The organism is Cylindrospermum stagnale PCC 7417 (assembly GCF_000317535.1).
Taxonomy (GTDB): domain Bacteria; phylum Cyanobacteriota; class Cyanobacteriia; order Cyanobacteriales; family Nostocaceae; genus Cylindrospermum; species Cylindrospermum stagnale.
The window spans coordinates 159,576-175,214 of the sequence record NC_020050.1 but is presented as its reverse complement, the minus strand read 5'-3'; the positions used below and the strand labels follow the sequence as shown (position 1 = coordinate 175,214).

Genomic DNA, 15,639 nt, shown 5'->3' with positions numbered 1-15,639 from the left:
GTCACCAATATATTCACATGAGCAAAAAGGATACTTAAGATTGTCGGGAGCCGGATGTAGCGAAAGTTGCACGTCCGGTTCTAATTGGGAGGGGCGGGAGATAATACTCCCCCTCGACCTAACTCTATACGTAAGCGCAGCGGCTCCCAGTTCGTCGGGGCCACATGAGTTGATTTGTTGAACGTCTTCTTAGTAGTGCGCCCGTGAGTAGCATTATTTGATATATAGGAATTGCCTTTTTTACGATAAAATTAATAGTTAATAAGCCGCCTATTTTCGGATATTTTAGTGAAACGCGACTCCATTTATTACCAAATTTTTAAGCGCTTTCCTGCATTAATTTTTGAACTTGTTGATTACCGTCCTGAACAGGCGCAGAATTATCGATTTGAGTCGGTTGAGGTAAAAGAAACCGCCTTTCGTATTGATGGGGTCTTTTTACCTCCAGAAGGTGCAACACCCAGGATTATCTTTTTTGCCGAAGTTCAATTTCAGAAAGATGAAGCTCTCTATCATCGCTTCTTTACTGAGTCGCTGATGTATTTGAACCGGAATCAGTCTCAATACGATGACTGGTACTGTGTGGTAATTTTTCCCTCACGCAGTTTGGAACCAAGCGATACAAGAACTCATCGAATATTTTTAAACAGCGACCAAGTGCAGCGAATTTATTTGGATGAATTGGGTACTTTCAATACTCTGCCAATAGGCATCAATTTAATGCAGTTGACAATTGCCTCAGAGAAAGAGATGGCTCTTCAAGCTCGTCTATTGATTGAGCGGGTACAATTAGAGTCAACGGACGCACTGCCGAAAAACGAAATAATAGATATTATTACCACAATTGCGGTTTACAAGTTTTCGTCTTTGAGTAGGGAGGAAGTAGAAGCTATGCTGGGACTGACTTTAGAGCAAACAAGGGTTTATCAGGAAGCGAAAGCTGAGGGACGAGAAGAACAGAAAACTGAAATATTGAAAGCAGCTGTGCCACTGTTACTAAAAACAGGGATGAGTATAGAACAGATTGCTCAACAACTCAATGTTGATGTAGAAGCTGTCCGGCTTGCTGCACAGCAGAGTGCCTAGAAGAACGCGCACGCGATCTCGCCAACGGTAGACCAGTGGACAGCGGTAATGTTATACCTCTCAAAGACCGCGACCCAATCAGGGGAAAGGTTCATATCAATCAAAATTTTCATGCACTTATCAGCGGGACTTCAATTTCTTCAGCCCGCCATGCAGCATAGGCAAGTGCTTCATAGATATCGGCTTCTTCAAGGTAGGGATAAGCCTTGAGGATGTCGCTTGAACTGTGTCCAGATGCCATTAAGCCGACGATAGTACCAACGGTGACACGCATTCCCCGGATACAGGGTTTGCCGCCCATTACTTCTGGGTTGCGGGTAATTCTGGTGAGATTTTGCATGGCTGTTGCCTCGCTATGGCTGATTGGATTGGGAAACCAGAAATGGCTGCGTCAATCTTTTCCATTCTGGCCTAAAACTTGAGTGTTGAAACTGCTGATTCTAAATCCTCATCTAGCACCTCTAGGTATTTTTGCAAAGCAGACAAAGTTCTGTGACCCGAAATTTTCTGGATTACCTTCAGTGGCACCCCAGACCTGTGCATCTGAGTCAAACAGGTGCGGCGGAAACTGTGAGTACTGGCCCCCTCTATAAGCAGTTCCATGAAAGCAGCCCGCAGAATCTTATCTGCTGAATCTGGGTGGATGTGTCCCCGACCGTGGCGACCGGGGAACAGATAGACCTTCGGTGAATGGTAAGCTTCTAGTAATTCCTTTAACTCAGAATTGACTGGCACAGAGCGAGTTTCAATTTTGCCCTTAGTCGTCCCCTTGCGAATTGTTACACGGGGGCGCACACTGCCATCAATGCTGTATACATCTTTAGTATGCAAGGAACAGGCTTCGGCAATCCGAGTGCCTGTGTACAAGCAGACACCAAATAATGCCCGATCGCGTGGAGTTTTTAATCCTATGCTGAACAATCGGTTAATTTCTGCTGATGACAAGATTTTGGCTTGGTCGTGCCTGTCTATCTTCATAAAATAATCTTACACCGACATAGTACAAGATTCCGATGTAGAGGCTCTAAACCTGATTCTAGCGTCAGGGGTGTGGCGGGTCAAACCACAGATAATTTCTGCTTATCAATAGAGCGGCATGGATTTCACGGGAACATCAGGGTTTGGGGCGATGATGATGATTATTCCTTATATATTCACCGAGGGGAGCGCAAAAAGCTATAATGCGCTGCTTTGATTTTTTGGCGCTAGTAGACCCATCTACCAGAAAAAGTCGTTATATATCGTTATGACAACATCTCTACACCTTCATCTATACGCGAGGAATCAGCACTCAATTAGCGATCGCTTACCATCCCTATGTTATTCCATCAACAATTAATACTCTTGAACTAAGATAACTGATACACAGCATATAGATATTGTAAGTGCAGTGCTTTACTCCCGTTTAGGTAAAGTCAAGGTGTTGTAGCTGTGGGATGAACAGTTATAATTTCTGAGTAACGGGTAAAGTCGCTGGTGTTAAATGTGACTATATGGGTTAAGCCATGCACAAGCATTGCCGCAACAAGCCTCGCATCATGCACGTTTACTCCTCTGACAGCATGAGCTACCACAAGCCTTTCCCATTCTTGGTAAATTGCTTCGGTATCCAGCAATAGAGGGAAAAATGCCTTTAAGCGTTGAATTTCAGCTTCTGCTTCGGCTGCGCTATGTCCCAAGCCGTTCCTCTCTACAGGTCGAGTGTAAACATTCCAAAACTCAATTAAGTTTTGGGGGACAATGCACACCTGCTCGCCCTGCGATATTAAAGTGGCGATGGCATTACTTGCATCCCCATACATTGGGTGAGATGGTTCAACGCTACGCAGAAGTAGGTTTGTGTCTACAAGAAAGGCCACGCTTCACTCCTCGTCTGAGTACATACTTTCGCGGCTGACAGCATAGTCGGATAACAGTGGTGTATTGCGATCGTGACTATCTGCCCACTCCCGAAAAGCTTGCGACAATTCAAAAGGAGTAGCAGTCTCATACAAAGGACGCTCCGCTTGTGGTTTCACTAATCGCTCAAGCATCGTATCAAGGTATGGCTTAATTTGCTCAGGACTAAGAGTTGTTATTCTCGCCAGAACCTGGGTGATTACCTCAATGTCTTCTTTGTGGGCTTCCTCAAAATGACGAAGAATTTCAGAAACTTGACTGTTCATAGGCATAACACCATTACCATCTTGATTACTTTTGTAAAAATGTAAATATGTCATTTTGTTAAAATCTACAAATGTAATAATGTTAATTATTACATTAATCCTCCAACTCCTGTTCAATTAGGGAAATCATGAGTTCTTTGATACTCATCCCTTTCTTAGTAGCGCAAATTTTAATTGCCTGATGCTGGGTTTCTGTTACCTCAAAGGTAATCCGCTTCATTTTGCTATTGCTGGGTTCTTCTTTGGGAATAGAGGCTTCAACACCATTACGACTTTCAACCCATGCTGCTTGCTCGTCCATAACAGGCGTTGTCTTCACTCCTGGCTTTAAGCTGAGTTTTGATGTTTTTTTAGTTTCTGCCATGATTCGTTGGTTCCTTTACATCTGCTAAAATTTCCTCACAAACTGCCCTGACTTCATCCGCAGCAGCACTTTTTGGAGCAGTTTCCAAAACTGTACTGCCGCTATTTAAGCACTCCGCAAAAACTACTCGTTGACTAATTTGGGCGTTCAATACCGGGAAGGGATACTGCTGTAACACTTCGGATACTTCCCGCGCAATGCTACTATTGACAACTTTCCGGTTAACCAAAAATGCAGCTGACAAATCTGGCTTATATATTTTTGCTTCCTGAATTAGCTCGACGACTTCATGCACTGCCCAGATATCTAGGGGTGATGGCTGAATGGGGATTAGCACAAAATCTACTGCCATAATTGCCGAACGGGTGAGGTCAGAAACTCTGGGCGCACCATCAATCAGTACGTATTCATACCCCTGCGCTAATTTGGGCAATTCTTTGTGGATAATCGGGCGATCCAACGCCATGACGCTAAATGGTGCTTCTCCATTGCGGGCTGCTGCCCAGTCACGGGATGAGCCTTGGGGGTCGGTATCTACCAGTAATACTCGATACCCTTTTAATTTCAAAGCATGAGCCAGATGGATGGATACCGTTGTCTTACCACTGCCCCCCTTTTGGTTCAGAATGGCAATTTTCATAAATGTAAATTTGTGTTTTTGTAATTAATTACATTATTACAAAGTCAAAACACTTGCCATAAAAAGCTTTATGGATATCTGTAGATTTCTATTTTTACATAATTACAAAATTACAGATGTAATTTATTACAAATTTACATATAATTCAGATAGGCTACGGCTTCATGTTTTATAAGTATTATTGCTATTCCAATAGTATATATTTCAGCTACCAAAAGCCCCTACTTATTTCGACTTTTACTTGAGGCTCATAGAGCTTATTTCAAGTGTTGCCCCTGGTGTCCTTGTATATATACAGTTTGCTATCAAAATTACGATATCAAAAACGCTGCTCCCATATCCAGTAAAAATGCTCAAAAAAGCAAATAATCCTGGGAAAAAAAGTAATTCAACGAAATGGCACTTTCGTTGACTGTTCCTGTTAACAAGGATTTTTGTTTAAGCCCACCATCGCGCTACATCCTGTATGGCACAATTGACTTCTGCTATTGTGGACTGACCTCCTAACGCAAAGATAACTGGAACTAATTCTTTTATATCTTGCAGTAAATTCTGGCGATTATGGAGAGATAGCTCATGAAGTGTCTGTTGCCAGTTAAGGAAAAGTAATGTTTTTGTCATTATAGATAAAGGTAGAGCTAAGGCTGCTAGAGCCTGGATGCGACTTGACTCATTCTCAATTTTTCTGGTTGTCGCCAGTGCTTTTGGCAGCAATTCTGGTGGCAGTTTGTTGGCTAAGGCTGCTAGAGCCTGGGCGCGGCTTGACTCATTCTCAATTTGTTTAGCCGCAGCAAAAGCTTTTGGTAATAACTTTGGTGGCAATTTGTCGACTAGGGTATATAAGGCATTGGCGCGACTCTGCCCATCTTGAATCTGTTTGATAATGTCCAGTGCTTCTGGCAGCAATTCTGGTGGCAGTTTGTCGGCTAAGGCTATTAGGATATTGGCGCAACTTGATTCATTCTCAATTTGTTTAGCCGCAGCCAGAGCTTCTGGTAATAATTCTGGCAGTTTGTCAGCTAAGGCTGCTAGTGTGCGGGCGCGATACTCCTCATTCTGAATTTGTCTAGTCGCAGTCAGTGCTTGTGGCAGCAATTCTGTTGGTAATTTGTCAGCTAAGTCTGCTAGACCCTGGGCGCGACTGAATTCATCTTGAATCTGTTCGACGGCAACCAGTGCTTCTGGTAATACCGTTGAATATTTATCTGCTAAAATTCTTAGGGCTTGGGCACGACTCCGCCTATCTTGAATCTGTTTGATGGTGTCCAGTGTTTTTGGTAACAGGTCTGGTAGTTTTTTGGTTAAAATACTTAGGATATAGATGTAACCCCACTCATCTTGAGTCTGTTTGATGGTGTCCAGTGCTTCGCGTAATAAATCTGGTGGCAGTTTGTCAGCTAGGACTTTTAGGGCATTGGCGCGATACTCTTCATTCCGAATTTCTTTGGCAGCAGCCAGTGCTTCTGGCAATAACTTTGGTGGCAGTTTGCCGGCTAAGGCAGTTAGGAGATTGACGCGACTTAACTCATCTTGAATATGCTTGGCGGCAGCCAGTGCTTCTGGTAATAGGTCTGGCAGTTTGTTGGTTAAGGCTATTAGGACATTGATGCGACTTGACTCATCTTGAATTTGTTTAGCCGCAGCCAGTGCTTCTGGTAATAGGTCTGGCAGTTTGTCGGCTAAGGCTATCAGGACATTGATGCGACTTGACTCATCTCGAATTTGTTTAGTCGCAGCCAGTATTTCGGGTAATAATTCCGGTGGTAGTTTGTCGGCTAAGGCTGCTAGTGCGTAGGCGCAAATCCACTCATCTCGAATCTGTTTGGCAGCAGCCAGTGCTTCTGGTAATAACTCTGGCATTTTATCGGCTAAGGCTGCTAGTGTCTGGGCACGACTGAACTCATCTTTAATCTGTTTGGCAGCAACCAGTGCTTCGCGTAATAACTCTGGTGGCAGTTTGTCGGACAAGGCTATTAGGACATTGGCACGAATTGACTGATCCTGAATTTGTTTAGCCGCAGCCAGTGCTTCTGGTAATAACTCTGGTGGCAGTTTGTCGGACAAGACTATTAGGACATTGGCACGAATTGACTGATCCTGAATTTGTTTAGCCGCAGCCAGTGCTTCTGGTAATAACTCTGGCATTTTGTGGGACAAGACTATTAGGACATTGGCACGAATTGACTGATCCTGAATTTGTTTAGCCGCAGCCAGTGCTTGGGATAATAATTCTGTTGGCAGTTTGTGGAACAAGACTATTAGGACATTGGCGCGACTTGACTCATCTTTAATCTGTTTAGCCGCAGCCAGTGCTTCGCGTAATAACTCTGGTGGCAGTTTGTCGGCTAAACCTGCTAGGGCATTGGCGCGACTTGACTCATCTTTAATCTGTTCAGCAGCAGCCAGTGCTTCTGATAGTAATTCTGGTGTCAGTTTATTAGCTAAACCTGCTAATGCCTGGGCGCGACTTGACTCAAACTGAATTTGTTTAGCCATAGTCAGTGCTTCTGGTAGTAATTCTGGTGTCAGTTTATTAGCTAAACCTGCTAATGCCTGGGCGCGATTCCACTCATTCTGAATCTGTTCAGCAGCAGCCAGTACTTCTGGTAGTAATTCTGGTGGCAGTTTGTTTGCTAAGTCTATTAGGACATTGGCACGATTAAACTCATTCTGAATCTTATTTGCGGCAGCCAGTGCTTCTGGTAATAACTCTGGCATTTTGTCAGCTAAGACTGCTAGTGCGCGGGCGCGATACTCCTCATTCTGAATTTGTCTAGCTACAGCCAGTGCTTCTAGTAATAACTCTGGCATTTTGTTGGCTAAGACCGCTAGTGCGCGGGCGCGATACTTCTCATCCTGAATTTGTCTAACCGCAGCCAGTGCTTCTGGTAATAATTCTGGTGGCAGTTTGTTGACTAAGGCTGCTAGTGCGCGAGTGCGATACTCCTCATTCTGAATTTGTCTAGCCGCAGCCAGTGCTTTTGAGAATGCTAGTTCTTTTAGATTTGGTGATAAACAATCGACTAACTTTGTAAGTGAGCTAACTTGTTGCTCTGGATTTGAGCTTTGCATAGCGTAAGCTAGTCCTTGTTCGGGAGTCCATACATTTTTTTTAACCAATGCTACCAGCAGTTCTATTGGAACATTAGCCGCCAAGCTATTCAGGGATGAAATTATTAGAGCATAGCGACACTGTAAACTCACCACTTGAGACAAATTTGATTCAGTCCACTTTGCTTCTGCTAGTTCCCAGGCACGAGAAATATCTGTAATGTAGCCCGCAGTTTGTACCAATTTTTCTCGCGCTTCATACCAGCCATTATTCCCAGTCGTAGACTCCTCCAGCAACAACTGGTGAATTTCGTCTATTTTTCCAGCTTTTTCTAAATGCCAAACTAAATGCTGATAAATGTAATTATCATTGGGCAGGGTATGCCATAAATTATTTTGAGTTTTTTGCTGATATTTCTCCAACAAAGTGGTGTGAGCATTAGCAAAGGGTATACCCATTCCTGGTAAATCACCTCCACGCTTTGGTGTTGCAGGAGCAGTTAACAAATTCCGCGCTAAGTCGTGAAATAAGTCATGCAAACGATAGGTTAGCATCCCATCATCTAGAGTCACACTAGGTAATAATAAAGCTTTACTCCGCAAATATTCCAATATATCAGCAGCATCGCGTTCATCCTGCATTTCCCAGAGAGTTGCTGTCATCATCTTGGTAATAGTGACATCCTCCGGTAATATCCCTAGCCAAACAAAATATTCTTTTTCTTCTTTTGGCAATCGCTTTACACTTAAATTCAATGATGCAGTTAAGCTGAGGCGTTTTAAAGAAGCTTCATCATAAGTATCTCTCGCTCCAGGTCTGTCAAATGTTTTTAATCGCGCAATTTCTTGTTTGATATCTTTTAACAAGATTGTCCAATCTATACCACTGGTAACCGCTGCCGCTGCTAATTCCAATGCTAAAGGGAGATAACCAACACCTTTGGCTAAATTTTCTGCTGACTGACGTTCTGCACCTGTAATCTCACGTCCTAGCTTTTTCGTCAGCAGTTCCATTGCCTGGGATTTTGTCATGATATCCAAACTATAGGTGCTGGCTGCCAAGGCATCTGCAATCACACCTTCACGGGTAGTCACTAAAACCTGGCAACGCCCACTACCCACCTTAAAAGCTTGTGCATCTTTCGTATTCCACGCATCATCTACTACCAACAACACAGCTTTGTCATAAAGCAGAGTCCGCAAATGGCTAGAAGTTGCCTCTACACTGGTGGGTTTAAAGTTATAGTCTCCTAGTACCTGTACCCAACCACTCAGTAAAGAAAGAACATTGGGTTCTTGACCTAGTGTTGCCCAGAGGATGCCATCACTAAAGTGGCGTTGTACTTCTTCGTCATGTGCTAAAGCCGCTGCCAGAGTAGATTTCCCTACAGAACCTAAACCGTGAATTGCAGTAATTACCAATGCACGATTTTCTGACAATGAACTATTGAGAAGACGATTTTTTAAATCGTTACTGTACTCTGGGCGCTCTACAAAGTATGTGGGTAAGGGTTGTGCTTGCAATATCTGCCGCCCCCCTAAACTTGCACTGGAGGAGTTTAAAGGGGCTACTGAGGGTTTTCGTTATTGTGGTAGTGATTGTTAGTAACGTCAACAATAGCATCTCCTTGTCCAGATGTAGCAGCATACTCTGCTTGAATAGTTTGATTAATATCGTTCATTTGTTGTGGTAAATGACTTAGATTAGCAGCCGGAGGTAGAGATTTTTGTGATGGTGGTAAGTATTCTTCAATAAACTTTTTGACACCCAAATAGACTTTGCTATCTCCTGGTTTTGGTTTAGCAATGGAGTCATGGTCTGCTTCTACTGCAATCGGTTTTACGTCTTTAATACCAGGATTAGCACTACTCTCGTTTACTATTAAAACACCGCAGGTTGGTTGTGTTTCATAATAAACTTTTGTTTGAATTCGTAATTCATCAACATTTTGGCGATACCATTCATCAAGCTCGCGTAATTGGGGAGCATGAGCTTTTAATTCTTCGACATTAACCGTAGTCAAAAAGCCTGCCAAAGATTTTACCCATTGAGCAACGTCAGAACCAAGGTGCGGAGTAGATAAGAATATAATTCCTTGAGTATATTTAAGGACTGCTTCTTTACTTTTGTTTCGTGAAAAATTTGTCGCAGTGTTTAACATTTTCTTGACAAGCAAGCCACCCATACTATGAGTGACGAAAACCACCGGGCGCTCACCTATGCCAAAATTTTCTAAATCATCTAAAAAATTACTAGCTTGGTCAAAAAGTGGCATGGCTGAACCATTCGCTCTCAACCGTGCCGCACTGTAGCCAAAAGTCCAAATTCCAACATCTACTAAATCGTTCCCCAGCCAAGTTAACCAAAAGTTATCCTTTTTGTAATCTTTATCTTCTGGGTTTTGCCAATGCCAAGTATTCCACGCATGACCTGCCAACCCATGAACAAAAACTACATCCCCTCGTCGGCTGGGGTTGTCGCATCCTAATATTTTTATTAAACCAGTCATTTTACTGTCTTCATTGGGCTGTGAATTGGCAGAGGGTTTGCGACCAAACATACTAGCTTTCCTTATGACTGAATCGTTTGCATAATTGTGGGTGTGAGTATGGGTACCTTTTTCAAAGTAGTTCTCAGTGTTAATAACACGCTTGGGTTCTTCCGACACGTTTTTAAGTTCTTGGATAATGTTGTCTAGCTTATTATGTAGCAAATTTTTCACTCTCCGAGGAGGCGGCAGTCCGGCAATGTCGTAGTTGTAGAACTGACAGCGTGATTGGATAGCAGCGATCGCCTCTAAAGGTCTTTCGACAACTGTGATTGTTTCTGCAAGTCGCCTCAAATCAGATAAAACTTCAGCATTGCCTAGCGTCTTGGCAGCATCCATTGCGTTTCGACAAATATCTTCATTTTGATTGCTGAGAGCGATTTTGAGTTGACTAACTACCTCTTGACTTTCCTTAAAATGTTCTAGAAAGTCAATAGATGCTTTTCGGATAGAGTACTCATCATCCATGAATGCTGTTGTGAGAATACTGGACAAACCAACTTTTCCCTTAAAGTTCTGTAGACCGCTAATCGCTAGCTTGCGAGCATCTTTATTTCCAGTTTTAAGGGCATCCTCTAAAATAGGTATTCCTTTTCGATTGTTTAACTGACTTAATGAATGAGCTGCATAGACACTGACAGAAAATTCTTTGTCCTGCAAAGCTTTGTACAAATTAGGTATGTCTTTAGAGTCACCAAGAAATCCAAGAGTGAATATTACTTCCCGCCGAATATTAACCGCTTTACATTGCAACAATCTTCTTAGGGCAGGTAATGCGTTCACTGCATTTAGGCTGCGTAGTGTTCTGATAACTGCTTCACGAACATTATCCTCTGTATCCTTTAAAGATTCAGTAAGGTCTTTAATGGCTGACTGATCCTGTAGTCGCATTAGACCATAAGCAGCAGAAGAACGCACAACCTGATCATCCTGATATAAAGCCTCGATGAGGACTGGTACTACTCGTGAGTCACCGATCACTCCTAGATACATTGCAGCACTAGAACGAACTGAAGTTTCTGAATCGTTTTTTAGAATGTTTATGAATGCAGTTATGGCATCGTCAAATAAATCTGAATCTAGCCAGATACCTAGTAAACCTATTTGACTGACAGCTTCTGAACGAATAATCCAATCTTCGTCTGATAAAGCATGAATCAAGATGGGAAGAACAGCAGCACTTTTTGTTTCACCTAAAAGCTGTAAAATGTCCCTTTTGGTATCAATATTACCTCTATTAAACTCTTCGTTCAGTAAAGCTATTACTTCTTGAGTAGCACGCTGTCCCAGATATTCAGCAGCCTTGTTTCTAACAGTAGAATCTTCATGTTTTAGCGCATTCTTCAAACAGTCAATAGTTGCTCTTCCTTCCAACTGTCCTAAAACATCTACAACAATACTGCGAACCAACCAGTTCTCATCATCTAGTAGTGGACACAGATATGAAGTTGTTTCCACATTACCCAATTTTCCCAATGACTCTGCTGCTTTGTAACGAACGGAAGAGTCATCATCTTTTAATAGCTCAATCAAAGGTATCCAAACTGTCACATTTTCAAAATTGCCTAAAGCTCGCGTGGCACGCCAACGGGTATCGGAGTTTCCATTTTTTAAAACATCAAGTAAGAATGGCAACGCCCTTTGCGACTGAGTTTGTTCTAAAAGCCAGATTGTGAGTGATGTGCTGAAATTTTTTTGGAGAAGGACGTTTACAGTAGCCTCTTGTAGAGATAGCCTAGCTTCTCCCGCCAACCTTGCCCCCAAATATAAATCTACTTCCAGCGCCCGCTTCACCACCTGCACCGCCACCGCCTCAGACTCCACAAACGTCATCCCCATTGCTAGCGGTTCTGTCCACTTTAGATGATTCAAGTAATACTTCAGTTCCTCATCATTCAACTCTGTCAACTGCCGTACTAGCCACTCCGCCGCATAATATTCCTGAAACAGTTGATGGTGAAATTCAAGGTGGGCAGGGTTACTAGCTACTTGGAGCAAATGCCATTCCACTAAATCCTCTAACCACTCTTTAGCCTTTTGCGTAACCGCCACATCTGGTGTGTTATCGCCTGCCAGAAAAGTGGCTAGTATTTTCTCTGCCTGAATTTTGGGAATAGTGACCCAAGAAGCGCTAGGTTTACAAGGATCGGTATGCGGATCACCCTGAACCATTGTAAAAGCGAGATAGCTCAGTAGGTCGAACATAGAACGACGCGAGTCCTCAGAAACATTTCTGAGTCGTTCAGGTTTAAATTCCTCATACCGTCGCGCAAATTCTTTACGGAACAGATCGCCTCGGTTTGTGGGAATTTCACCATTCTGCTCAAAAACATCGCACAACAGCTTCAGTAACAGTGGCGTTTGTGTCAACTCTCGAAGCCGCCCCTTAATCTGCCGCCACAGTTCCCCACCCGTCTCCGACAACCGCTTTTGGACAAACTCCCACATCTGAGGTTCGGTTAGTGGCAACATTTCCAGTTTCTTAGGAATTCTCAGATTTGAGCCTGAACCCATCTCCCGCGTACTCAAGATTAAAGGAACCTTTAAATCAGCACATAACTGTCTAAACTCATCTACTTCCTGCCAAGCTTTGTCATTGGGCAATTCATTCAAACCATCTAAGATCACCAACAATCGTCTATCGCGCAAGAGATATCTTAAAATTTTTTCATCCAGGTCAAGCCACCATTCCAGTTTTTTTTGAATTGCTACCAACACCGAACCGCTAAGACCGCGCAGTTCGAGCAGGATAGGGATTGCAGGAATTTCACTCTTGCCTTGCTCGATTGCTTCTACACAGCACCGCGATTCTTCCCATAGCAACCGCCGCAGCGAAGTCGATTTCCCCGAACCAGGCTTACCTACTAGCAGTACATGCTCTGGAGAGTGGTTCCTTAGCCCCTCCAGCACCGCGAACTGCTCTCGCTTTTTATCCTGCGACTCCTGTGAGTCTGGCTTAGACGATGTATAGGTTTGTACCTGCAATGGCAATTCTGCCAGCGTTGGAATATAGCGATCGCGTACCTCCTGCTGAGTATCTTTTCGTGACGCATCAAGGATAGATTGTAGATAACGCTGAAACTCGTTAGGGGCAATCATGCGAGAGTAAATTTATATACATCTCAAGAGAACTTTTCCTATAAAAACGCAGGATACTAAGTACAACTAACTTGCGTGGCGGGAAACAGCAGCCAAATTACCGTTGTTTTATTTATTTCTAACCACGGCGACTTCAATAACTATGTGTGCGCCAAAAACTATACCTGCAATCGCGCCTTCTGCTGCAATCATAAGCAAGTTTTATCAGTCAACGAAAGAATGAGGGTTGTAGCGATTGCGATTGATAAGTTGGATTTGATGGCTCGTTGTCGCTTTCGGGGTCACAACGAAGGTACAATACTTTTAGTCCCTCGTTACACGATTTCAATTTAATGTGTATTCCTTCCACGGCACACTTTGAATCGGAACATTTGCCATAAATTGGGATATGTCCCTGCGACCATAATAACTTGGAGAGCCTTTGAAGTCTTGAGCCATTAGCACAATAGGTATACCTGGAAATACAGGTTGAAACATCTGTATGGTTTTGTTGGCTTCAGTCTTGTTATCCAAAATCTGTTCCTTTACCACAACCACTGCAAAGGTCACCCCTTGCTCCTTGATAACTGCTCCTTGAAACTTCATACTTGCTTGTTCTTAGGTATTACAAATTGAAATTGAATTCACTACAATAGCACGATAAACAGTTGGTTAGGGGAGTGATTTAAAATTTAGACCCCCATATAGAAATTGAACTCTTATGCCAATCTTGGAATTTAGGACAAAAGCGCCTTTGGCATTCGACTGCCGGGCTAGTTAAGAAAGCAGAATTTCTTGGTTTTGCCCCACCAGGTACTTTTATTAAAATAAAGTGGAAACAACTAGAAGATGAAATTTATGGTGTACCTGCTTACAAACGGCCCCATCGTCAGAAGAAGTAAACTGTAATTTTAGGCATAAGATGAGGTGCGACTCGTTTCCGAGCCAATACATAACTTTCCAGAAATATACTAATTTTTCAACCTTCCCATAGTCCCAAACTCAATCCTATTGAGCGACTCTGGTAACTTATCAATCTACCGCTATTTAAGCTGTCGCGCATCTAAATTGTATTTATGGGAGTCTGAAAATCTTACCGTGCGGTCTTCAGAACAAAAAATTAGATGCGTCTTAGATTAGTCTCAATTGTTTCATTGCTTACGTTTTCATCTAGCTTTTTCAAATGTTCAATCCGGCAGCAACCCCGCCGCCATTGCCGTTGATGCGATTTAGTCAAAGGATAAAAACTAGCCCAAATACTTCCATCTGGTGCTGAATATAAGAACGTAATCAAAGCTCTTTGTTCGCCAAAGTTACAGGTACTCGCTTGTATCTCTTCTCCAACAGCAAAGGTCTGTCCTTGACTATTAGTTACTGTTTCAAATCTTTTATATGGTGGTATTAGTCTAGCTAATTGCGGTTGTTGAGAGTCTCGTTCTGATTGTGCAAAGCAGTTAGATTTACTTTCATCAGTTGCAGTTAATGCTGATAAATTAACTGGTGCCGTCTCTACGGTTAATGGTAAGGATGACTCATCTAAAGCTGCATTCATTTTTTGGGGTACAACATCAGGAGTAGAGACAGCGCTACTGTTTGATGACTCCACTTCAATACTTTGGCTTTGGTTACTATTTACTTGCAACTCCGGCTCAATTGGATGATTTTCTCTCTTGGCGGCAGTTGATGATGATTCAGATGGTTCTGGACTATTGGTTGAAGTGGCAGGAATATTTTGCTTGACGATACGGACAATGGCTGGTTGTTGGGGTACAGGTATTTCTTTTGATGGTGAACTATTGGTTTTCTTGGATTGACGTTTGGGCATAATAAATTATTAGCAGCAATGCACTTTTGAGCGTTAGGTAAATAAACAATAACAGGGTGATAAATACATCTGATGTGTTGGATTAGCTTCAACTACGGGCAGAGTATTTTCTGCTGGTATGGTTGATAAATTTTCAGTTTTTGATGGCTCCATCAGCCATATATTTAATGCACTCCCCTGATTGAATTACTAAGTCAGTCCCCACACGCCGCACCTGAAAATTCCAGAAACACTTAACGGATTTGGGCGGTATAAATCCGAATAGTCTCAGTTTAAAACCCTTGGGAGTATCATTTATCATCCAAGGTGAACGGTGAATCTTGACTTCTACTATTCCTTTTTCATAGTCTTGATAGACAACAAGACCTTGGACTGAAAAGTTATCAGCTAGTAACTGAAATTCCGTTTTCATTAAGTCGGTGTACTCAGAGGGTGTCCTCACACTTATTAACCTCATATAAAATCCTATGCCAGAATCTTCTATTGGTGTTCTGGGATAAACAGTCCACAAGTAATCTTGTGATAAATCAATTGGATAGCGAAGTCGTTTAGATGCTCTCTTCCTCACAATGGCATTGATGATTACACCATCAGCAGTTATTAGTTTGCCTTGATTAATCTGCTCACTACTGGGAATATACTTTCCCCACAGCCGCCCAATTGCACGATATTGTAGAGAATCTGTGGGTGTTATCAGTTGATTATTGACTGTTAACTGCTGTGTAACGGTAGTAATGCTCATGGTAACAAGATTCAATATGTAATTTATGGGGTTGTGAGGAAGAAAAGTATTTTCGCGCTATTGTCCGAATTAAAGCAACTGTTAAAAGTTGTATTTTCGGTTAATTATCTGAAATTTTAAAGGTACTTTTGTTATTATT

The 15,639-nt window shown here is 42.5% G+C and carries 12 protein-coding genes and 1 pseudogene; 1 reads left to right on the top strand and 12 read right to left on the bottom strand.

Annotated elements, in window-relative coordinates:
• The first annotated feature begins 288 nt into the window (after positions 1-288).
• Positions 289-1,086: an Rpn family recombination-promoting nuclease/putative transposase gene (locus CYLST_RS30325; protein ID WP_015328362.1), complete on the top strand. Its 798-nt coding sequence runs from the start codon at positions 289-291 to the stop codon at positions 1,084-1,086.
• 17 nt (positions 1,087-1,103) lie between these two features.
• Here the strand turns inward: CYLST_RS30325 and CYLST_RS36895 are convergent.
• The 12 genes and pseudogenes from CYLST_RS36895 to CYLST_RS30265 form a co-directional block, all read right to left on the bottom strand.
• Positions 1,104-1,199: pseudogene (locus CYLST_RS36895) on the bottom strand (DUF5615 family PIN-like protein); the annotation flags it as partial.
• The gene (locus CYLST_RS30320; protein WP_015328361.1) at positions 1,196-1,426 is read right to left on the bottom strand and encodes a DUF433 domain-containing protein; all 231 of its coding nucleotides are present in this window, start codon (positions 1,424-1,426) and stop codon (positions 1,196-1,198) included. The pseudogene CYLST_RS36895 and the gene CYLST_RS30320, both read right to left, overlap by 4 nt.
• A gap of 71 nt (positions 1,427-1,497) precedes the next feature.
• On the bottom strand, positions 1,498-2,064 hold the full coding sequence (locus CYLST_RS30315) for a tyrosine-type recombinase/integrase (protein ID WP_015328360.1): 567 nt from the start codon (positions 2,062-2,064) through the stop codon (positions 1,498-1,500).
• A 437-nt stretch (positions 2,065-2,501) separates the two neighbouring features.
• Positions 2,502-2,945, bottom strand: a complete 444-nt coding sequence (locus CYLST_RS30310; protein ID WP_015328359.1) for a type II toxin-antitoxin system VapC family toxin — start codon at positions 2,943-2,945, stop codon at positions 2,502-2,504.
• A gap of 3 nt (positions 2,946-2,948) precedes the next feature.
• Positions 2,949-3,305: a hypothetical protein gene (locus CYLST_RS30305; RefSeq protein ID WP_015328358.1), complete on the bottom strand. Its 357-nt coding sequence runs from the start codon at positions 3,303-3,305 to the stop codon at positions 2,949-2,951.
• Between the two features lie 40 nt (positions 3,306-3,345).
• Positions 3,346-3,615: a hypothetical protein gene (locus CYLST_RS30300; protein WP_015328357.1), complete on the bottom strand. Its 270-nt coding sequence runs from the start codon at positions 3,613-3,615 to the stop codon at positions 3,346-3,348.
• A complete protein-coding gene (gene parA / locus CYLST_RS30295; RefSeq protein WP_015328356.1) occupies positions 3,602-4,255 on the bottom strand; it encodes a ParA family partition ATPase in 654 nt (217 codons plus the stop codon). The genes CYLST_RS30300 and parA overlap by 14 nt, the downstream gene beginning before the upstream one ends.
• A 438-nt stretch (positions 4,256-4,693) precedes the next feature.
• Positions 4,694-8,830: an NB-ARC domain-containing protein gene (locus CYLST_RS30290; RefSeq protein WP_015328355.1), complete on the bottom strand. Its 4,137-nt coding sequence runs from the start codon at positions 8,828-8,830 to the stop codon at positions 4,694-4,696.
• A 44-nt stretch (positions 8,831-8,874) separates the two neighbouring features.
• On the bottom strand, positions 8,875-12,954 hold the full coding sequence (locus tag CYLST_RS30285) for a HEAT repeat domain-containing protein (protein WP_015328354.1): 4,080 nt from the start codon (positions 12,952-12,954) through the stop codon (positions 8,875-8,877).
• Between the two features lie 324 nt (positions 12,955-13,278).
• Positions 13,279-13,539 (bottom strand): hypothetical protein, encoded by a 261-nt coding sequence (locus CYLST_RS30275; protein WP_015328353.1) that lies wholly within the window; start codon positions 13,537-13,539, stop codon positions 13,279-13,281.
• Positions 13,540-14,053: 514 nt separating this feature from the next.
• Positions 14,054-14,758 (bottom strand): hypothetical protein, encoded by a 705-nt coding sequence (locus CYLST_RS30270; protein WP_015328352.1) that lies wholly within the window; start codon positions 14,756-14,758, stop codon positions 14,054-14,056.
• Between the two features lie 133 nt (positions 14,759-14,891).
• A complete protein-coding gene (locus CYLST_RS30265) occupies positions 14,892-15,500 on the bottom strand; it encodes a hypothetical protein (protein WP_015328351.1) in 609 nt (202 codons plus the stop codon).
• Between the last annotated feature and the right edge of the window lie 139 nt (positions 15,501-15,639).